This is a genomic window from Streptomyces sp. NPDC031100 (assembly GCF_055570785.1).
In genome coordinates, this window is record NZ_JBVIGN010000007.1 from 100478 (window position 1) to 118777 (window position 18300).

Annotated in this window: 20 protein-coding genes; 9 read left to right on the top strand and 11 right to left on the bottom strand. The window is 72.5% G+C overall.

Translation table 11 applies throughout. From position 1 onward, the window contains the following. Positions 1 to 45: 45 nt before the first annotated feature. The 4 genes from ACZ5DS_RS20755 to ACZ5DS_RS20770 form a co-directional block, all read right to left on the bottom strand. Entirely contained in the window at positions 46 to 522 is a 477-nt protein-coding gene (locus tag ACZ5DS_RS20755; RefSeq protein WP_468240540.1) for an SRPBCC domain-containing protein, read from the bottom strand. A gap of 99 nt (positions 523 to 621) precedes the next feature. After that, complete coding sequence (locus ACZ5DS_RS20760) at positions 622 to 1437, bottom strand: SAM-dependent methyltransferase (protein ID WP_468240542.1); 816 nt, start codon at positions 1435 to 1437, stop codon at positions 622 to 624. A 57-nt stretch (positions 1438 to 1494) separates the two neighbouring features. Further along, positions 1495 to 1707, bottom strand: coding sequence for a DUF397 domain-containing protein (locus ACZ5DS_RS20765; protein WP_468240544.1), 213 nt, complete (start codon positions 1705 to 1707; stop codon positions 1495 to 1497). A 27-nt stretch (positions 1708 to 1734) separates the two neighbouring features. Further along, positions 1735 to 2610, bottom strand: coding sequence for a helix-turn-helix domain-containing protein (locus tag ACZ5DS_RS20770; RefSeq protein WP_468240547.1), 876 nt, complete (start codon positions 2608 to 2610; stop codon positions 1735 to 1737). A 611-nt stretch (positions 2611 to 3221) separates the two neighbouring features. Here ACZ5DS_RS20770 and ACZ5DS_RS20775 point away from each other — a divergent pair. The 3 genes from ACZ5DS_RS20775 (at position 3222) to ACZ5DS_RS20785 (ending at position 5440) form a co-directional block, all read left to right on the top strand. Next, complete coding sequence (locus tag ACZ5DS_RS20775; RefSeq protein ID WP_468240549.1) at positions 3222 to 3698, top strand: ATP-binding protein; 477 nt, start codon at positions 3222 to 3224, stop codon at positions 3696 to 3698. A 456-nt stretch (positions 3699 to 4154) separates the two neighbouring features. Further along, positions 4155 to 4811, top strand: a complete 657-nt coding sequence (locus ACZ5DS_RS20780) for a GNAT family N-acetyltransferase (RefSeq protein ID WP_468240551.1) — start codon at positions 4155 to 4157, stop codon at positions 4809 to 4811. Between the two features lie 86 nt (positions 4812 to 4897). After that, positions 4898 to 5440, top strand: a complete 543-nt coding sequence (locus ACZ5DS_RS20785; RefSeq protein WP_468240554.1) for a GNAT family N-acetyltransferase — start codon at positions 4898 to 4900, stop codon at positions 5438 to 5440. Positions 5441 to 5489: 49 nt separating this feature from the next. Here the strand turns inward: ACZ5DS_RS20785 and ACZ5DS_RS20790 are convergent, their stop codons facing one another. Continuing rightward, complete coding sequence (locus tag ACZ5DS_RS20790; protein WP_468240556.1) at positions 5490 to 5795, bottom strand: acylphosphatase; 306 nt, start codon at positions 5793 to 5795, stop codon at positions 5490 to 5492. Continuing rightward, complete coding sequence (locus ACZ5DS_RS20795; protein ID WP_468240558.1) at positions 5792 to 6064, bottom strand: hypothetical protein; 273 nt, start codon at positions 6062 to 6064, stop codon at positions 5792 to 5794. Before ACZ5DS_RS20795 ends, ACZ5DS_RS20790 begins: the two co-directional genes overlap by 4 nt. A gap of 154 nt (positions 6065 to 6218) precedes the next feature. Here ACZ5DS_RS20795 and ACZ5DS_RS20800 point away from each other — a divergent pair, with 154 nt between their 5' ends. Next, on the top strand, positions 6219 to 6638 hold the full coding sequence (locus ACZ5DS_RS20800) for a nuclear transport factor 2 family protein (RefSeq protein ID WP_468240560.1): 420 nt from the start codon (positions 6219 to 6221) through the stop codon (positions 6636 to 6638). Positions 6639 to 6818: 180 nt separating this feature from the next. Here ACZ5DS_RS20800 and ACZ5DS_RS20805 read toward each other — a convergent pair whose 3' ends face one another. Then, positions 6819 to 7277 carry a flavodoxin family protein gene (locus tag ACZ5DS_RS20805; RefSeq protein ID WP_468240563.1) on the bottom strand — a complete coding sequence of 153 codons (459 nt, stop codon included), beginning with the start codon at positions 7275 to 7277 and terminating at the stop codon, positions 6819 to 6821. Between the two features lie 122 nt (positions 7278 to 7399). Here ACZ5DS_RS20805 and ACZ5DS_RS20810 point away from each other — a divergent pair, with 122 nt between their 5' ends. Next, entirely contained in the window at positions 7400 to 8041 is a 642-nt protein-coding gene (locus ACZ5DS_RS20810) for a class I SAM-dependent methyltransferase (RefSeq protein WP_468240565.1), read from the top strand. Between the two features lie 76 nt (positions 8042 to 8117). Further along, entirely contained in the window at positions 8118 to 8810 is a 693-nt protein-coding gene (locus ACZ5DS_RS20815; RefSeq protein ID WP_468240567.1) for a lipoprotein, read from the top strand. A 67-nt stretch (positions 8811 to 8877) separates the two neighbouring features. On the opposite strand, the gene ACZ5DS_RS20820 is transcribed toward ACZ5DS_RS20815, so the two are convergent. Then, positions 8878 to 10887 (bottom strand): DUF1996 domain-containing protein, encoded by a 2010-nt coding sequence (locus ACZ5DS_RS20820; RefSeq protein WP_468241265.1) that lies wholly within the window; start codon positions 10885 to 10887, stop codon positions 8878 to 8880. A gap of 456 nt (positions 10888 to 11343) precedes the next feature. Between ACZ5DS_RS20820 and ACZ5DS_RS20825 the strand changes: the two genes are divergently transcribed. Continuing rightward, positions 11344 to 12966: a C40 family peptidase gene (locus ACZ5DS_RS20825; protein ID WP_468240570.1), complete on the top strand. Its 1623-nt coding sequence runs from the start codon at positions 11344 to 11346 to the stop codon at positions 12964 to 12966. A 44-nt stretch (positions 12967 to 13010) separates the two neighbouring features. Here the strand turns inward: ACZ5DS_RS20825 and ACZ5DS_RS20830 are convergent, their stop codons facing one another. Then, a complete protein-coding gene (locus ACZ5DS_RS20830; RefSeq protein WP_468240572.1) occupies positions 13011 to 14072 on the bottom strand; it encodes an NAD-dependent epimerase/dehydratase family protein in 1062 nt (353 codons plus the stop codon). 149 nt (positions 14073 to 14221) lie between these two features. On the opposite strand from ACZ5DS_RS20830, the gene ACZ5DS_RS20835 reads away from it, so the two are divergent. Together ACZ5DS_RS20835 and ACZ5DS_RS20840 are read left to right on the top strand one after the other, a co-directional pair. Continuing rightward, the gene (locus ACZ5DS_RS20835; RefSeq protein WP_468240575.1) at positions 14222 to 15586 is read left to right on the top strand and encodes an FAD-dependent oxidoreductase; all 1365 of its coding nucleotides are present in this window, start codon (positions 14222 to 14224) and stop codon (positions 15584 to 15586) included. A gap of 72 nt (positions 15587 to 15658) precedes the next feature. Further along, the gene (locus tag ACZ5DS_RS20840; RefSeq protein WP_468240577.1) at positions 15659 to 16624 is read left to right on the top strand and encodes a DUF1152 domain-containing protein; all 966 of its coding nucleotides are present in this window, start codon (positions 15659 to 15661) and stop codon (positions 16622 to 16624) included. A gap of 15 nt (positions 16625 to 16639) precedes the next feature. Here ACZ5DS_RS20840 and ACZ5DS_RS20845 read toward each other — a convergent pair whose 3' ends face one another. Together ACZ5DS_RS20845 and ACZ5DS_RS20850 are read right to left on the bottom strand one after the other, a co-directional pair. Continuing rightward, complete coding sequence (locus ACZ5DS_RS20845) at positions 16640 to 17656, bottom strand: hypothetical protein (RefSeq protein ID WP_468240580.1); 1017 nt, start codon at positions 17654 to 17656, stop codon at positions 16640 to 16642. Next, a complete protein-coding gene (locus ACZ5DS_RS20850) occupies positions 17653 to 18030 on the bottom strand; it encodes a PadR family transcriptional regulator (protein ID WP_468241267.1) in 378 nt (125 codons plus the stop codon). The genes ACZ5DS_RS20845 and ACZ5DS_RS20850 overlap by 4 nt, the downstream gene beginning before the upstream one ends. Positions 18031 to 18300 lie beyond the last annotated feature (270 nt).

Below are 18300 nucleotides of genomic sequence, written 5' to 3' on the forward strand. Positions count from 1 at the left end.
GTGCCGAATTCCGGACCTGATCCCCGCCTTTTCGGCCAGATCCGCTCAGGACGTGTACGGGTTCCGTTCTTCGACCAGCCGGGCGAGGTGGTCGAGGGCCATACGGGTGCCCCGCTCGTTGTCCTCACGCGGGATGGCGTCCGGGATGCCCTCGTGGAGGATCTCGACGTCCGTGGCGCCCTCGTCCGTCTCGGTGAGCGTCGTCGTCATGGTCATGGTGCCGCCCACGGCATCGTCGTCCGTCTCGAACGCGAACACCTCGACGACCTGGGAGCCCGGGACGAGTCTCGCGAAGTGCCCCTGGTAGGTGTCCGTGCGCCCGCCGGACTTGCCTGCGCCGCCCGGGTCGTCGTAGCTGAGGGAGATGCGGAAGGTGCCGCCCTCGCGGGCCTCGAAGGAGTGGACGTGGGCGGTCATGTTCTCGGGGACCCGCCAGGCGGCGAGGGCGACCGGATCGACCAGGGCCCGGTAGACGGCCGCAGCGGGCGCCTGCACACGCCGGGTGACTCGCGTGGCGTACATGGCCTCACGCTACCGGCCGGGGCGCGGCCCGTCCCGTCGTCGTACGACAGGGCGGGGCCGGGGTCCGGGAGGTGGGTCGGACCCCGGCCCCGGGTCGGTTCACGGCTTGCGGGCGACCGCGCCGTACATCGCGATGTCCTCGTCGCGGATGTCCTTCTCGCCGGTGCCGTCGGGGTGCCACTTGTGCACCTGGACGATGCCGGGTTCGGCCAGTTCCAGGCCCTCGAAGAACTCGTGGGCCTCGTCGAGGGTGCGCAGCCGCATCGGCATGTTGCGGGCCGCGTACTCGCGGGCGACCCGGCCCACCTCCTCGGGCGCGAACTCCGCGGTGCCGATGGACATCGCCAGATGGCTGCCCGACGGCAGGGGCTCCAGCAGCCGGCGGACGACACCCACGGCGTCGTCCGCGTCCAGCATGAAGTGGACGATCGCGATGACCGTGAGGGCGACCGGCTTGTTCAGGTCGAGGGTCTCGCGCAGTTCCGGGGCGTCGAGGATGGCCGCCGGGTCGCGGAAGTCGGCCTCGATGTACGACGTCCGGCCCTCGGGCGCGCTGGCCAGCAGGCCCTGGGAGAGGGTGAGGACGATCGGGTCGTTGTCGACGTAGACGACCCGGGACTCGGGGGCCACCGCCTGGGCGATCTCGTGCAGGTTGGGCGAGGTCGGGATGCCCGTGCCGATGTCCAGGAACTGGCGCATGCCCGCCTCCTCGGCGAGCCAGCGCACGGCGCGGTTCATGAAGTCGCGGTTGGCGCGCATGTGCACCGGGAGGGCGGGCCACTCCCGGGACATGGCGTCGCCCGCCTCCCGGTCGGCGGGGTAGTAGTCCTTGCCGCCGAGGATGTAGTCGTAGATGCGGGCGGAGTGGGCGTTCTCGGTGTCGATGCGGTCGGCCGGCCATCCGTTGTCGGGCAACGCCGTGTCTCCATTCGGGTCGGGGGGTGGGCCATTTGCGTCAAAAATCAGGCACGGTCACAGCAGGAAGTCGGCGTCGCCCTCCTTCACACCCGCCAGGAAGCTTTTCATCCCGTGCGGCGTGAACACCAGCGCCGGACCATCGGGGCCGGTAGACCGGCGTACGGCCACCCGGCCGTCGGCGAGCCTCTTCACCTCCACGCAGGCGCCGCCGGCGTCGTCGCTCCACGGCTTGGCCCAGCCGCGGGCGCCCGGTTGCCGGGCCGGCATGCCGCCCGCGTATCGGATGGTGCACGTCTACAGCTCCTTGCGGATCGCGGCGAGCACGGACTCGGTCTTCCTCGCGGGCGCCGCCTGGGCGGCCAGCCGGTCCAGGGCCTCGCGGTACACCACGACGTCGTCGCCCTTGTCGAGGTAGACGGCGCCGACGAGGCCGTTGAGGTAGACGATGTCGGGCAGTTCACGGGCCCGGAACCGGAAGAGGTGGTACGCGCCTGCCCGCAGCGCCGGGTGCGGGCCGCCTGCGAACGGCATGAGCTGTACGGTCACATGGGGCAGCCGGTTCAGCTCGATGAGATGGTCGATCTGCGCGCGCATCACCTCGGGCCCGCCGACCGGCCAGCGCAGCACGGTCTCGTCCATGACGACCCACAGCCGCGGCGGCGCGTCCCGGACGAGCAGTTCCTGGCGGCGCATGCGCAGCGCGACCCGGCGCTCGGTCGCCTCGGCCGGGGCGTGCGGATTGCCGACGCCGAGCAGGGCGCGTGCGTAGTCCTCGGTCTGCAGCAGTCCGTGCACGAACTGGTTCTCGTACGCCCGGATCTGCAGGGCCGCTTGCTCCAGGCTGAGGTAGGCGGCGAACCAGTCGGGCATGACGTCGCGGTAGGTGTGCCACCAGCCGCGCTTGTTGGCCTCGCGCACCGACTGCAGGAAGGTGTCGATCTCCTGCCGGTCGGTCACGCCGTAGACGTGGAGGAGTTTCTCGGCGTCCGCGAGGCGCAGCCGGGCGACTTTTGCGGCCTCCATGCGGCGGATGGTGGAGTGGCTGACGCCGATGGCCGCGCCCGCCTGCTCGTAGGTCAGGCCGGCCCGGGTCCGCAGTTCCTCCAACTGCCGGCCGAGGATCATGCGCAGGACGGAGGGGGCGCCGCCCCAGTCGGTCTCCGCGGTCATGCCCACCCCCTCACCCGGTATCAGGGTCACCCTCGCACGCGATCGCCGTCACGAACCCCTGCGATCACTTCTTGCCGGAAGCAGCATGCACTTGGCCTTTTGCAATTTTCAACTTGCCAGTTGCGAGGCCTTGTCGGCGGGTGTCACAGTGGACTCACTGCTCCGGCTGACCGAAGGAGCGGGCGGCGCAGTCCAGTTGGGGGAGACCGGGCTGCACCACGGCCTCGTGGGAGGCGTGTGTCGTCCGCCTCCCCGAGCGGCCGGCCCTCCGACACGACACCCCCCACGACACGAGGCCGGACGAAAGGCGTACGGCGATGGCTCCGCCCTCCCTCCCCCGACCACTGGACCGACTGCCCGGGGACCGGATCGCCGGCCGTCCGGCGCTGTCCCCGCCTCCGCCGCGGCTGTCACTGCCACCGGTGGGCCTTCCGGTCCGCATCCCCGAGGCGCAGACGCCCGTCCCTGGGCCGGCCGAGGCCGCCGGCGTCCCGAGACCACCCGGAGGCGAGCTGCCGGGTCGACTCCCCGGGCCACACGGCCCCGACCCGCTCGCCTCCGGGGCCGTATCTCCACGGGTCGCATCTCCCGGCCCCGCAGCCGCTTTCGAGGTGCCTGCCTTGCCGGCGGCGGTCGGCACGGCCCGCCGGGTGCTGCGCGACCTGCTGGCCGCCTGGGGCGTCGACGAGCCCACCCGGGACGACGCGGTCCTCGTGGCCTCGGAGCTGGTCACCAACGCCCTGGTGCACGCGGCCGGCGAACGGATCGTGTGCCGGGTGCGCAGCAGCGCGGACCGGGTGCGCCTCGAGGTCGAGGACCAGAACCGGGGCCCCGCCCGCCCGGTCCAGCGGCAGTCCGGACCCGACGATCAGAACGGGCGCGGGCTCTTCCTGGTCGACGCGCTGAGCGCCGACTGGGGCGTGACCCTCGCACCCGACCGGCCCGCGCGCGTCGTCTGGGCGGACCTGACGACTACACCCCGCACCCCGGAACCGGCCGACCCCGCACCGCCCGCCGCCCTCCCCCGGACCGTCCCCCACTCGTCCGAAGGAGTCACGCCCCATGCCCCGTCCCCTCCCCGCCCCTGACCCGCCCGCCGACCCGTCCTGGACCCGCACCCGCCCGAAGCCGGGTGCGGGCGGTCCGGCCGAGGCCCATCGGCCATCGGCCGGCTGACGCGACCGCGGGGCTGCGCGGGCGAGGCGCGGACGGTGGCGGCACCTCCCCGGACCGACCGACCGCGCCTTCCCGGAACGACGGACCGCGCCTTCCCGGAACGACGGACCGCGCCTCCCCGGACCGACCGACCGCGCCTCGCCGGAACGACGGACCGCACCTCCCCGGAACAGGCGACCGCGCCTTCCCGGAACGACGGACTGCGCCTACCCGGAACAGGCGACCGTGCCCGCCCAAGGCACGGGAAGCGGCCCCCGCGGATTCCCCGGTACATTCGGCCCGATGCGAGCCGTTCGCATCCGTCGGCGGTTCCGGAGCCCGTACGGGCCCGGGCCTCCGCCGCGTGGCGGTTCCACCCGGGGGGTCCGATGGTCTGGTCGCTGTTCCGCCGGAGCAGATCGGGGGCGCGGCTGCCCTCTCCCGGCCGGTGCGAGCCCGGCAGGCACGTCCTCGCCACCGAGCGGCTGCTGCTGTTCACGCCCCGGACGCATCTCGACGTGGCGGCGGCGCTCGCCGCCTGTGCGGACGCCGAGGCCCAGCGGTGGCTCGGGAACCATGCCGACCGGGTCGCGCCCGACCCGGGTACGCGGCGCGCCCTGCTGGAACGGCGGCCCGCCGGCGACGACGGCCGTCGCGTCCCGCGCACGCTGGCGCGGCCCATCACGCCCGATGACGACGATCAGGTGTTCCTGGTCTGTGTGCGCAGGGCCGATCTCAGCTATGCCGGAGGGCTCCAACTGGAGCGCCGCGCGGGCGAGATCGGAGGCTGGCTGGCGCCGCGCTGCCGCGGTCAGGGCCTGGGAGCGGAGCTGTTCGGGGCCGGGGCGCTGCTCGCGCACTCGCACTTCGGGATGACGCGGGTCCGGGCGGGTGCGGAGAGAGGGAACACCGCGAGCCGACGGGCCCTGGCGCGGGCGGGTTTCGTCCCGGACGAGGGGCCGCCCCGGCACACCCTGCCCGACGGGCGCGTGGTCGACTCCGTCTGGCTCCGGCACGAGGCCACGGCCGCCTCGCACTGCGCCTGACCGTCCGCCGGTGTCCATCGCCGACGGTGCCGGGCCCCCCGGTTCGGACATATGCTGCGAAATGCCGCACCGACAAGGGAGTACCCATGGCCGACGCCGCGCCGACCTCCGAGTTGACCCTGTGCCCGCTCGGCTTCGAGCACCTCACCGCCGTCCTCGACCTCGGTCACCGGGTCTACGACACGGACGCCATGCCCTACACCGGCTGGTCGCTGTCGGCGGTCGCCGGGCACCTGGACGCGCCGGACTCCGCCTGTCTGGTGATGCTGGACGGTGACCGGGTCGCCGGTTTCGTCCTCGGGTCGCTGTCGTTCGAGCAGCGTGCCGACTGGGGTTATCTGGAGTGGATCGCCGTCGACCCCGCGTACCAGGGCCGCGGGGTGGCCTCGCGGCTGGTGAAGGAGTGCTGTGCGCGGCTCGCGGCGGCCGGGGCGGTGTGCGTGGTCACGGACGTGGAACGGCGCAACACCGCCTCGGCCGAGCTGATGCGCCGCAACGGCTTCACGGAGAAGGCCACGGTCAGCCTCTTCGTACGGCCTCTCGTAGACGCCGCCGCCGATGCCGGGCGGACCGACACCGCCGCGCCCCGGCGCCACCTCACCTGGGCGGCGGCCGAGCGGGTGAGGTGAGGCCGACGCCAGGTCGTCGCGGGCGCAGGCGGCCCCGCGCCGAGGAACACTACCCGTCGAGCGGCTCGTCACCGGGCGCGGCGTCGGGCAGGACGCGGAACCCGGCACAGCCTTCGGGCTCCTCGGCGACACCGGTACAGCGGACCACCTGGGCCGCCGGCGGGCCCTCGGCCGCCCAGCGGACCATGCCGGCGACGTCGTCGGGGTCCCCTTCGAAGACGGCTTCCACGTCGCCGTTGTACAGATTGCGCACCCACCCGGCCACGCCCCGTTGCTCGGCGAGCCGACGGCAGGTGTCGCGGTAGAACACGCCCTGGACGCGGCCACGGACGTGCACGTGCTGGCGGACGGTCATTCCTGCGGCTCTCCGTTCTCCTGTCGGCGTGCGATGATCCGGCACCGGTCCGGACGGCGGCTGAGCCGGTGCCCGAGCACGGCTCCCCGGTCGAGGTCGGGCACCTGGCAGGAGGAGGCCGCGGGAAGTCCCTCGACGCCCGGGGCGGCGGACGCGGTGGACCGCCCGGCGCGCGGGCCCGCCCGTGCGGCGTCCCTGCCTGCTCCGCCCGGTTTGACCGGTCTCGGTCCGGTGGCGGCCGCCGGGACACGTGCTGTCAGGAGCTGCATGACCGGTGATTATCCGGGCCGAGTGCGGCGGTTCCGGGCTGCGACAACTCGTTGGGCCCAGGACGGCGACAGCTACCACCCGGATGTGCGAACGCTGCTGATGAACCGTCAGCGGTCAGGTGCGGGGACGAGCCCGTCCGGGCATCATGTCGCCGTGATCCAGAACGACCGGCACGCGCCCGAGGCGCTCCCGCAGCATCCAGACGTCACCGAGGCGATTGTCCGGGAGCGACGCCTCCACGACCCCTCCGTCCGCCTCTCCGGCCCCCTCGCCGAAGCCCTCTTCGACCCCGATTTCATCGAGGTTGGCGCCTCCGGCCGGCGGTGGACGCACGCGGAGATGGTCGCCGCCCTGCCCACGCTCCACGGCGGCGCCGAGAACAGCACCCCCATCACCGCAGAGCACTTCGAGGGCACGGTCCTCGCCTCCGGGATCGTCCACCTCACCTACGAGACCCGCATCGAGGACCGGCACGCCCGCCGTTCGTCGATCTGGCGCCGCGACGCCGCCGGGGAGTTCCGGCTCTACTACCACCAGGCCACCCCGGTGCCGGACGGGACGGCCCGGCCGTAGGGTCCGTCCTGGGGCCCATCTGCCCCTTCCCGTCGGGTCCGGCCCGCCCGGCCTGATCCGACGCGAATTGTCAGACAGGCCCTAGAGGCGCTCTGCTCCCCGACACCGTCGCGGCCGGCCTTCCGCTGTGGAGCGCCCATCTGCTCATGCTCGTCGTCGGGCCGGCCGTGGCCCGGGCGCTCAGGCGTCGGACATGAGCCCGGCCGCGACCGTGGCGCCCAGCTCCCAGCAGGCCTGCACGTCGGCCTTGCCGGGTTCGCCGGTGACGGTCACCGCCTCGGCCGTACGGCGCCAGCCGAGGCCGGTGGTGATGGCCTCGATGGCGCGGACGGCGCCCGTGACGTCGTTGCCGCCGTGGACCCAGTAGCCGAAGGGCCGGCCCCGGGTCTCGTCCAGGCAGGGGTAGTAGACCTGGTCGAAGAAGTGCTTGAGGGCGCCGGACATGTAGCCGAGGTTCGCCGGGGTGCCGAGGAGATAGCCGTCGGCCTCGAGGACGTCGGAGGCGGTGGCGGACAGGGCCGCCCGCCGCACGACCCGGACGCCCTCGATCTCCGGTGTGGTCGCGCCCGAGACGACGGCCTCGAACAGGCCCTGGCAGTTGGGCGAGGGGGTGTGGTGAACGATCAGCAAGGTAGGCACGTCCCGAACCCTGCCCTGCCGGTGCCGCGACCCGCAAACGCCGCCCGGCGCGCGGCATTGTGGCCGCCGGACCGGGGGTGCGACGATGCCGGGCACCTGGACCGGACACGGGAGGAACAGTCTTGGGCGAGGACGGTCAGCGGGCACCGGCCGCCGTGGTGTTCGACGCGCTGGGGCTCGACTACGAGAAGGCGTTCGCGTCGTCCGAGGCGCACCGGGCCTCGCTCCAGTGGCTGGTGGACCGGCTGGAGCCCGGCAGCCGGGTGCTGGACGTGGGCAGCGGGACGGGACGGCCGACGGCACAGACCCTCACGGAGGCCGGGCACCGCGTGCTGGGCGTCGACGTCTCCCCGGTCATGGTCGACCTCGCCTCCCGGCAGGTGCCCGGAGCCGAGTTCCGGCTCGCCGACATCCGTGAACTGCCGCTCGCCGAGGGCTCGTTCGACGCGGTGTGCGCCTACTTCTCGCTGCTCCAGATGTCCCGTGCCGAGCAGTCGGCCGTCGTGGGCCGGCTGGCGCGTGCGCTGCGGCCCGGCGGGCTCGCCGCCCTGGCCACCGTACCGCTCGACGTGGAGGCCGTCGAGGCGGTGTTCATGGGGCAGCCGGTGCGGGTGACTAGCTTCGCCGCCGGGGACTTCAAGGAGATGGTGACCGGGGCGGGCCTGACGGTCCTGTCCGAGGAGCACGCCACGTTCGAGCCGGCCCACCCCGGGGCCGTACCCGAGCCGCACCTGTTCCTGCACTGCCGGCGCGACGAGGACTGAGCTCCCCCTTTATTGCGTACGGCGCTGTCGGTGCCCTCGGTTAGAGTGGCGGCCTTGATCAGGAGGGGAGACGACGGTGCAGGTCAGGGTGGGGTCCGTGCGGGGTCGAGTGATCCAGGCGGTGATGCTTGCGGCCGTGCTGGGAGGGTGCGCCCAGTCGACCGACGCCGGGGCGAAGGCGTCGGGGAGCCCGTCGGCCGAGAGCACGGGAGCGAAGAGCGCGGCCGCGGCGAGCGGGGGCACGATCGGCGCGTCCGGCTCGGCCTGCGAGCTGCCGGTGAGCTTCGATATCGCCAAGCTCTGGAAGGCCAAGGGGATCGACGCCGAGAAGGAGCTGTCGAAGTCGTCGCAGGGGTCGGGCGGCGACGTGTCGGGCGCCTTCGCCGACGCCTTCCTCCGCCAGGGCCCGGTCACCACCGCCTGCGAGATCGACGCCAAGCCCGCCGGGAACATCGGCTTCCTGCGGGTGTGGACCGGCAAGCCGGGCAACGCCGACGCACGCACGGTCCTGCGGCAGTTCGTCGCCGCCGAGGACAACACCAGCAAGGAGCAGTACCGCTCCTTCAGGACGGCAGGCGGTGTCTCCGGCGTGGAGGTGGAGTACCTCTACACGAGCAAGCTCCTGGAGGAGACCAAGAAGGAGCGGGCCTTGGCGGTCTCCACGCCCGACGGTCCGGTCGTGCTGCACCTCGGCGGGATGGACACCGAGGAGCACAATGCGATGCTCCCGGCGTACGAACTCGCCAAGCGGACCCTGCGGATCCGCTGACGGACACGCTACGGCGGCCGCCTCGCCGGTGCGGTGCGGCCGCCGTCCGGGGGTCCGTGAGACGCGGTCAGTAGCGCAGGCGCTTGGCCCGGAGCAGCATGATCAGGCCGGACAGGGCGAGCAGCGTGCCGATGGCCGCGGGCCACAGGTGCGCTCCGGTCTCGGCGAGGCCGCCCTGGACCGCCTGGGGTTCCGTCTGCGCGACCGGGGGCGGGCTCTGGCTGCCGGCGGCGGTCTGCGTGGGCCGGCCGACCTCGCCGCCGCCCGCGTCGGACGGTGCGGCGGAGGTGTTCTTGTCGGCCTGGTCGGCCTTGGCGGGATCGGTCTGCTTGGTCCGGCCTGCCGGCTCGGACTGCTTGTGCTGCTGCGCGGGCTTGTCGTGCTTGGTGGTGTTCGCCGGCGCCGTCGACGTGTAGGTCCTCGGCTCCTGTGCCGGGCCGGAGGAGGCCGGAGCAGGGGCTGCCGGGTCACTCGCGCCGGGGTCCGCCGCGCCACCGCCCGTACCCGGGTCCGCGCCACCGCCCGTACCCGGGTCCGCGCCACCGCCCGTCCCCGGGTCGGCCGTCGCGCCGGTGTCACCACCAGGGCTGGGCGTCGTGCCGGTTCCGGAGTCGTCGTCGCCCCGAGGCCCGCAGGTCCGGCCGGAGTTGATGCAGTCGACCATCTCGCGCATCAGGTCCTCGTCGAAGACGTTGATGAAGTCGCCGTGGTCGGTGACCGGCTTGTGCAGCTGCTCGGGGAACGAGTCCACCGCGAAGAGCGGCACCGTCCGCCCGCCGTCGTTCAGGCTCGGCGCGTCGACGTGGTACACGATGCGCTGCACCAGCTGCGGGATCGCCTGGAAGCCCTGGGGACAGGAGCCGTCGGGGCCGGCGAAGGCCACGTGGGTGCGGTGGTTGGCGCTGTCGATGTTGCGGCCGTCCCAGCAGCTCTGGAAGCGGAAGGTGCGCACCACGTCGCTGCCGGACGGGCAGAGCGGGTACTTGTCCTTCAGCTGACGGTCCTCGAAACCAGTGCAGCTCCACGAGGCGTTGGCGTTGGCGGGGCCGTTGACGAAGGCCTTGGCGTCACCGGTGATGATGCGCAGCAGGCGCGGCATCTCGGTGACCTTTGCGCGCGGGTTGCCCACGAACGTCAGCGTGACCTGCTTGGCCGTGACGATCTGCCCCGCGTTGCCCTCGGTGCCGCCACCCGGCGCACCGGCGTCCCGTTCCTGCTTGCCGTTCTGCAGACGCAGCACCGGCCAGTAGTACGTGGACTTGTCGCCCTGGTCCACACAGCTGGTCTTGGCATCGGCCAGGTCGTCGTCGCCGGCGAAGGCGTTGTTGGACTGGTTGCCGATGTAGTCGTGGAAGTGGTGGGCGCCGTTGGAGACGCCGGGGGCGACGATCACGTTGTCCGAGTTGAACAGGCCGCCCGCATTGACACCGCACTCGGACGTGAAGGTGCCGCGCGAGGCGTCGGCCTGCTGGGGCGGGTTCGGCACATTGGGCTGTACGGAGGTGATGTCCGCGTAGTCGGAGGCGACGGGTCCGTTGCCGCCCTGGCCGGCGCCGTTCTGGCCCTGGCCGCCGGTCTGTTGGCCACCGTTGTTCTGTTGACCGCCGTCGCCCGGGGTGGCGGTGCTCTGGCCGGCGCTGCCCGCGTCGCCGCCCGTGGTGTCCTGGCCGGGGCGCAGGGTGCAGGCGGCCAGGGACTCCAGTCCTTCCGGCCGGTCCCCGACCCGGTCGACGGCGACGGCGATCCGCTCGATCGTCGCCGTCCGCTTCTCCTTCAGCGGGTTCATGATCGAGTCGTCCGCGGCACCGGGGTCCTGTCGGACGGCCTGCGCCGCGGCCTGGAGCTGCTGGTAGGCGGCCGCGATCTGCTGGTCCAGCTGGGCGAGTTCACGGAAGACATCCTCGCGGGCGCCGTCCGGCACCGACGTCAGCCGGCTGCCCACGTCCGGGCAGTCGATCGTCGCCATGCCCGCGGACTTGACCTGGCCGGTCGCGTCGGAGCCACTGTCCCCGCCCCAGCCGCCCTCGGAGGCGGAGGCATAGACGTTCGCGGCGACCAGCGCACCGCCGCCCAGCATGAGGGCGACTGCTGCGAAGGTCGCGCGTCGTGCGCCGGTCGGGCGTCTGCGCCTGTTGCGTACCAAGGTCTTCCCCTTGCGTGGAGCGGGCGGGCATGGAGTTCCCACGCCCCATACGGATGACCGCACCCCTGTGTTCAACCGGATCGGAAATTAACAGGGACCTCACAGGAAACCGAGACCAGGGCACCGCCGGTCGGGTAAGGCCATGCACCCTCGGGACCGAACCCATCGGAGGGGCCGCTCGCTTTCCCGCTCGAATGCCACGGCGAACATCACAAATATGTATCGGACATTCCGCCCTTCAACCTTCACACGAGTGACACAAGTTGGCTAGGTTGACGCCAGGCCGCCCGGCTGCCCCCAGCGAATCCGCCGTGGCGTCCGGGGCCGGGGTTCGACCGACTCCGGGATCGGCCCAACTGCCCTGTGGGGCAAGGAAGGAGCACGTCTTCCATGGCGCCGGAGAGCCGCGACGAGGTCCTGCAGCGGATCAACTCCCTCTACGACCAGGCCGAGAACGCGACGGGGAACTACAACGCGACCCGGGCCATGTCGGCGGCGACACGCAGGAGAGGGGTCCCGCTGGCCAAGAGGTCCGGCGGGCAACAGGATCCCGCCCTCGACGCAGTGGCCCGCCAGTGGTTCGACGTGGCGCGCGCCAAGCTCGGGCCGACGGTTCCCGCGGCGCTCCCCGCCGACCGCCGACCCGCCCGCCCGGCGGCGCCGGCCCGCTCCCGGGACCGGGGGGAGGGCGGCATGCAAGAGGCCCTGAACATCGGACTGCCGGAACTGGGCCCCGGTTCGTCCGGCCGGCCCGCCGATCGCGCGATGCCCGCGCTGCCGCCCGGCTCGTCGACGGACCCGAGCGGCCGTCCCCGGCTTGCGTTGGAAGCGGGGACCACCGGCACCCCGGGCGGTGCTCTCCCCATGGAACTCCCCAGACACGCCGTGGAGTTGCCGGGCTCGACCGGGACGGGTCCGGCGCAGACGCCGGGCCGGGGCATGCCGGAGCTGACGGGCGCAGGCACAGCTGTCCTGCCCGCCGCAGCGGACATCCCGGTTCGGGTGCCCAAGGAGCTTCCGGGCTCCGCGGCCGCGCCCCTACGCCCCTCCCCCGCGCACTTCAAGGCGAACAACCGGCGCAAGCTGGCCGCGGCCGGGGACGTGCTGTTCCGGTACGCCGCCCGGCTCGCCACGCCCGCCGCCCTCCCCTCCGCACGGGGCGCCTGGAACACCGGGGCACAGCAGGTGTCGGAGCAGGCAGGACAACTGGAGCAGCCGGCTCAGCTCGACACCGGACAGTGGCAGCAGCCGCAGTGGACGACGCCGGTCGAGGTGCCGACCCCGAGTACGGCCACCCCGCTCACGACGACCACTCCGGTGACCGACACGGGCTCTCTCGCACCGCTGACCGTCGACCCGCTCACCGACACAGGCTCCTTCACACCGCTGACTGCCGACCCGCTCACCGACACAGGCTCCTTCACACCTCTGACCGTCGACCCGCTCACCGACACAGGCTCCTTCACACCGCTGACTGCCGACCCGCTCACCGACACAGGCTCCTTCGCACCGCTGACCACCAACGCACCTAACAACACCGGGGTCTTCGCAGCGCCCACCGGCAATCCCCTCACGGACACCAGCTCCCTCCCCCTCCCCGTCGCAGACACCGGCTCTTTCCCCCTCCCCGGCAGTGCCCCCCGATCCCCCCACACGGTGCGGGCCGCCAAGGCCATCGCGTTCGCTCGGGCACAGATCGGGAAGCCGTGTGTGTGGGGTGCCACCGGGCCGGACTCGTACGACTGCTCCAGCCTCGTCGGGGCGGCGTGGAAGGCGGCCGGTGTCACGCTGCCGCGTGCCGCGCACCAGCTGGCGCTCGCCGGCACCCCGGTCACGCTCACCGGCCTCGAACCCGGCGACCTCGTCCTCTTCTTCGACGACGACCGGCATGTGGGCCTGTATGTCGGCAGCGGCATGATGATCCACGCGCCGGGCCCGGGGTCGTACATCCGCGAGGAGTCGATCTACGGTGCCGGGGAGGCGGCGATCCACCGGGTGATACGGCCCGCGTGACGGACCGGGCCTGACCGGGGGTTCTCCCCCGGCAGCCGGCCGCCTCAGCTGTGATGCCGTCGCCGCGTGCGCCAGCTTTCGTAGTGGTCCAGCAGAGTCTCCTCCACCGGCCGGTAGGTGAGGCCCAGTTCATGGATGCTGCGGCTGTTGTCGACGCGGAAGCGGATGCCGAGGTGTTTGCGGATGTAGTCCTGGGTGAGGCCGAAGGACGGGCCCAGGATGCGCACCGGCCAGTGCGGGAGCGCGGTGCGCGGCAGGCGCGGGTCGTAGGGGTGGCGGGCGCGGATGATGCGGGACATCTCGAGGAACGAGGTCATCGTCTCCGCCGCGACGATGTAGCGGCCCTTGGCCCCGGGGTTCTCGGCGGCCGCGATGTGCGCGTCGGCCACGTCCCGTACGTCGGCCGTGGTGAAGCTGAAGTCGGGGGCGCCGTAGCAGAAGTAGCCCTTGAAGAGTTCGTCGAGGAGGAAGAGGCTGCCGGACTCGGACGCGGGGGTGAGGGACGGGCCCAGGACCAGGCCGGGGTTCACGGACACCAGGCGCCAGCGGTCCTGTGCCGCCTCGGCCTCCCAGGCGGCGCGCTCCGCGAGGGTCTTGGCGTGGTGGTAGGGGTTGTTCTCCGCCGTGCTGGTGGTGTTGAAGTACCGCTCGGACAGCAGCTTGCCGTCCATGCGCAGGACGTCCGCGTAGTCGCCGAAGACCGCGCCGACGGTGGAGGTGAACACCAGCGTCCGGACCTCGGGGGTCCGCTCGATGCTCGCCAGCACGTCGCGGGTGCCGAGCAGCGCCGGGTCCACCACGTCCCGTCGGGCGTCCCTGATCCGCTCGGGCATGAGGAAGGGCGAGGCCACGTGGAAGACGACCGGGCAGCCGCGGAACGCCTCGTCGAACGAGCCCTCCTTCAGCAGGTCCGCCTCGAACAGCGTGAGCAGGCCGGGGAACTCCTCCTGCATCTCCCACAGGGGCCGGACCTTCGCCGCGTTCGCGGTGCGGCGTACGGTGGTGCGGACCCGATGGCCCCGCTCCAGCAGCCGCCGTACGAGATGGCTGCCGACGAAGCCGCTGCCGCCGGTCACCACGACGGTCGTCTCCCCACGTCCGCCCACGCGCGCTCACCCCTCGCTCCATAAGAGCCACCTGGGCAGGTCATAAGGTCCGCTTATGGGGTCATAGACCGGACCCGCGTACTAACTTAGGTCTGCCTTAGTCTAGGCTTCCCGATCGAGTACCTGATCACGCTCGAAGGGAACTGATCATGCCGCGCCCCCTGCGGGTAGCCATCGTCGGAGCCGGCCCCGCCGGGATCTACGCCGCCGACGCCCTGCTCAAGTCCGAGGTGGCCGCCGAACCCGGCGTGTCCATCGACCTCTTCGAGCGGATGCCCGCCCCGTTCGGCCTGATCCGATACGGCGTCGCCCCCGACCACCCGCGCATCAAGGGCATCATCACCGCCCTGCACCAGGTGCTCGACAAGCCCCAGATCCGTCTGTTCGGCAACGTCGACTACCCGACCGACATCAGCCTGGACGACCTGCGTGCCTTCTACGACGCGGTGATCTTCTCCACCGGCGCCATGGCCGACCGCGAGCTGCCGATCCCCGGCATCGACCTGGACGGCTCGTACGGCGCCGCCGACTTCGTGTCCTGGTACGACGGCCACCCCGACGTCCCGCGCACCTGGCCGCTCGAGGCCGAGAAGGTCGCGGTGCTGGGTGTCGGCAACGTGGCGCTCGACGTGGCCCGGATCCTCGCCAAGACGGCGGACGAGCTGCTGCCGACCGAGATACCCGCGAACGTCTACGACGGCCTGAAGGCCAACAAGGCGCTGGAGATCCACGTCTTCGGCCGCCGCGGCCCGGCGCAGGCCAAGTTCAGCCCGATGGAGCTGCGCGAGCTGGACCACTCCCCGAACATCGAGGTCATCGTCGACCCCGAGGACATCGACTACGACGAGGGCTCGATCGAGACCCGGCGCGGCAACAAGCAGGCCGACATGGTCGCCAAGACCCTGGAGAACTGGGCGATCCGCGACGTCGGCGACCGGCCGCACAAGCTGTTCCTGCACTTCTTCGAGTCGCCCTCGGAGGTCCTCGGCGAGGACGGCAAGGTCGTCGGCCTGCGCACCGAGCGCACCGCCCTCGACGGCACCGGCAACGTCAAGGGCACCGGCGAGTTCAAGGACTGGGACGTCACCGCGATCTACCGCGCCGTCGGCTACCTCTCCGAGAAGCTGCCCAAGCTGCCGTGGGACATCGAGTCCGGCACGGTCCCGGACGAGGGCGGCCGGGTCATCGAGGAGGGCGGCGAGCACCTCCGGTCGACGTACGTCACCGGCTGGATCCGGCGCGGCCCGGTCGGCCTGATCGGCCACACCAAGGGCGATGCCAACGAGACCGTGGCCAACCTGCTGGACGACTTCGCGAACGGCCGTCTGCACGCGCCGGACTCGCCCGCGCCGGAGGCCGTGGACTCCTTCCTCGCCGAGCGCGGTATCCGCTTCACCACCTGGGAGGGCTGGTACAAGCTGGACGCCGCCGAGCGGGCGCTGGGCGAGCCGCAGGGCCGTGAGCGCGTGAAGATCGTCGAGCGTGAGGACATGCTGCGGGAGAGCGGGGCCTGATTCACGGGAGCGCCTGGGAGGCTTCGGAGCGAGTCCAACGAGGCCGCCCAGGGCCCCTGTTAGGGTCCTGAGGTGTTCTCCCTGCGTGAGCCCCCTTTCTTCACCCGTCTGCGCGAAGCGCGCCGGGTGCTCGTCGCCGGTGCGGGCGGCGGTTTCGACGTCTACGCCGGACTGCCCCTGGCGTTCGCACTGCGGTCGGCCGGTGCGCAGGTCCAGCTGGCCAACCTGTCCTTCTCCGACCTCTACGGCCTGGACCTGGACAGCTGGGTGGCGGAGGACGTCGCCGCGGTCCGGCCGGACACCCCGCTGCGCGGCGACTACTTCCCCGAGCGCGCGCTCGCCCGCTGGCTCGCGGGACAGGGGCTGCCCGACACCGTGTACGCCTTTCCCCGTACGGGTGTCGAACCGCTGCGCGCCGCCTACCGGGCGCTCCTCGATCATCTGGGGGGCGTGGACGCCGTCGTGCTGGTGGACGGCGGTACCGACATCCTGATGCGCGGGGACGAGCACGGGCTCGGCACCCCGGAGGAGGACATGGCGAGCCTGGCCGCCGTCGCCGGTCTCGACGAGGTCCCGCACCGGCTGGTGGCCTGCCTGGGCTTCGGGGTGGACGCCTACCACGGCGTCAACCACTCCCTGTTCCTGGAGAACCTGGCCGCCCTGGACCGCGAGGGGGCCTATCTGGGGGCGTTCTCGCTCCCCCGGGAGAGTCAGGAGGGCGCGCTGTATCTCGACGCGGTGGCGCATGCTCAGCAGTGCCACGAGAGCTATCCCAGCATCGTCCACGGCTCGGTCGCTGCCGCCGTGCGCGGGGACTTCGGTGACGTGCGGTTCACCGAACGCACCCGGGACAGCGAGCTGTTCGTCAACCCGCTGATGTCCCTCTACTTCTGTGTGGACCTGCCCGCGCTGGCCCGTGCGAACCTCTACCTCGACCGGCTGGCGGGCACGATGCTGATGCGGCAGATCAGCTCGTTGATCGCCGGGTTCCGTGAGGAGCTGCCGCGCCAGCGGGCGCCCCGGGCGTTCCCGCACTGACCCGGGGCGGGCCGGTCACGACAGGCCCGGCTCGGCCGCGACGAGGTCCCTGCGGCCGACCACCGCCAGCGCCACGGTCAGCAGGGCGAGCGCGGCGGTCTGTACGAGACCGGCGCCGATGTAGGCAGCGGGCACGGGCAGGTGAAGCCAGGGGTAGAGGACCACGACCCGCACGACCAGGAGCAGCAGGCCGAGGGCGGCCAGGGCGAGCGCGCCGCCGGGCGTCGTACGGTCACCGCCCCGGGCCTGCCACAGGAGCCAGCCGAGCGCGCCCACGACGTAGCAGCTCGCGGGCGCCCAGGCCAGGTCGGGGATGGCGGGCAGCAGCACGATGGACGCGCCCATCACCACACAGCCGGTCATGAAGGCCAGCCCCGGTGAGCCGACGGGCAGCCGGGCCGGCGGTGCGTCCCGGTGGTGGGCGGCGCAGAGCGCGAGGGCCGGCAGCCAGGCCAGGAGCCCGAAGGCGGTGGCGAACGCCGGGTCGGCTGGGACCATCGCGCCCGTCAGCGGGCCGAGCAGCGGCCACAGGGTGGGCAGCGCGGCGAGCAGCGCGGACACCCGGGCGAGGGCGCGGCGGTCATGGAGGAGCGCGAAGTACGCGACGGTCCACAGCAGCGGAAGGATCCACTGGGCGGCCGTGACCACCGTGGTGAGCAGTCCCTGATCGGTGAACTGCGACAGGAACAGGTGCCGCCCCGTGCCGCCCCGGCTCGCCGCCCAGGTCACTTCGATGACGAGGTCGACGACCGCGGCGGCCGCCTGGACCAGGACGGCGAACAGCGCGAAGAGCCGGACGGTCGAGCCGAGGAGGACGTAGCGGCGCGGCGCCCCGGGCGCTCCCAGTCGGCTGCGCACGGCGAGGGCGGCGATGCTCGCCACCTCGCCGAGCGTGGGCCGGCTCTGGTCCTGTGTGTCGCGGTCGACGTCCCACAGGTACGTCTCGACCATCTCCTCCTCCCGCTCGCGCCGGTAGTAGGCGGGGAGCAGGCGGAGAACGGCGCGGTAGCGGGATTCCAGCAAGGTGGTCATGCGAAGCCTCCCGCGAGTCCGGGTGCCGTCGGGGGTTCGGGGGCGGTGCCGGCCGGGGCGGCGGCCCGGCGCCCCTGGGCGATGCGCCGCTTGGCGGCGCCGGCGCCGGCGGCCATGCGCTCGGCCTCCGCGTCGAGGGCGGCCACTCCCTCGTCGGTGAGCCGGTAGTAGCGCCGCAGGCGGCCCTGCTGCACCTCCTCCCGGTCCAGCACGATCAGCCCGTCGGCGGTCAGCCGGTCCAGCACGCCGTACAGGGTGCCGACTCTCATCTGTACCTCTCCGTCGGACAGTTCCTCGACCTCGCGCAGGATGCCGTAGCCGTGCCGCGGCTGGTCGGCGAGTGCCGTGAGGACGAAGAACGCCGCACGGGTCATGCTCCTCGATACCATGCAGCCAGAATATATCGGCTTCCGATATATATCGAGTGGACGGGGCTGCAGGCACGACGAACGGGGCCTGCCCCTGGCGGATGGTCGGGCGGGCCCCGTTCGACGGACCATTGTCGGCACCGGGTGACGGCCCGGGGACGAGTGAACAGCGGTCGCGCGATGCGCGCGACGCACACCCCGGGTGTGGGGCGCACATCCCGTGCGCGGGGCGCGAGCCCACCGCGCCGCACCGCCCGGAGCCCCGGCCGACATGGA

Coding starts and splice junctions, on each gene's coding strand:
- ACZ5DS_RS20755 (WP_468240540.1), bottom strand. CDS start 522: ATGTACGCCACGCGAGTCACCCGGCGTGTGCAGGCGCCCGCTGCGGCC.
- ACZ5DS_RS20765 (WP_468240544.1), bottom strand. CDS start 1,707: ATGCCGGCCCGGCAACCGGGCGCCCGCGGCTGGGCCAAGCCGTGGAGC.
- ACZ5DS_RS20770 (WP_468240547.1), bottom strand. CDS start 2,610: ATGACCGCGGAGACCGACTGGGGCGGCGCCCCCTCCGTCCTGCGCATG.
- ACZ5DS_RS20780 (WP_468240551.1), top strand. CDS start 4,155: ATGGTCTGGTCGCTGTTCCGCCGGAGCAGATCGGGGGCGCGGCTGCCC.
- ACZ5DS_RS20785 (WP_468240554.1), top strand. CDS start 4,898: ATGGCCGACGCCGCGCCGACCTCCGAGTTGACCCTGTGCCCGCTCGGC.
- ACZ5DS_RS20790 (WP_468240556.1), bottom strand. CDS start 5,795: ATGACCGTCCGCCAGCACGTGCACGTCCGTGGCCGCGTCCAGGGCGTG.
- ACZ5DS_RS20795 (WP_468240558.1), bottom strand. CDS start 6,064: ATGCAGCTCCTGACAGCACGTGTCCCGGCGGCCGCCACCGGACCGAGA.
- ACZ5DS_RS20820 (WP_468241265.1), bottom strand. CDS start 10,887: ATGCTGGGCGGCGGTGCGCTGGTCGCCGCGAACGTCTATGCCTCCGCC.
- ACZ5DS_RS20825 (WP_468240570.1), top strand. CDS start 11,344: ATGGCGCCGGAGAGCCGCGACGAGGTCCTGCAGCGGATCAACTCCCTC.
- ACZ5DS_RS20835 (WP_468240575.1), top strand. CDS start 14,222: ATGCCGCGCCCCCTGCGGGTAGCCATCGTCGGAGCCGGCCCCGCCGGG.
- ACZ5DS_RS20845 (WP_468240580.1), bottom strand. CDS start 17,656: ATGACCACCTTGCTGGAATCCCGCTACCGCGCCGTTCTCCGCCTGCTC.
- ACZ5DS_RS20850 (WP_468241267.1), bottom strand. CDS start 18,030: ATGACCCGTGCGGCGTTCTTCGTCCTCACGGCACTCGCCGACCAGCCG.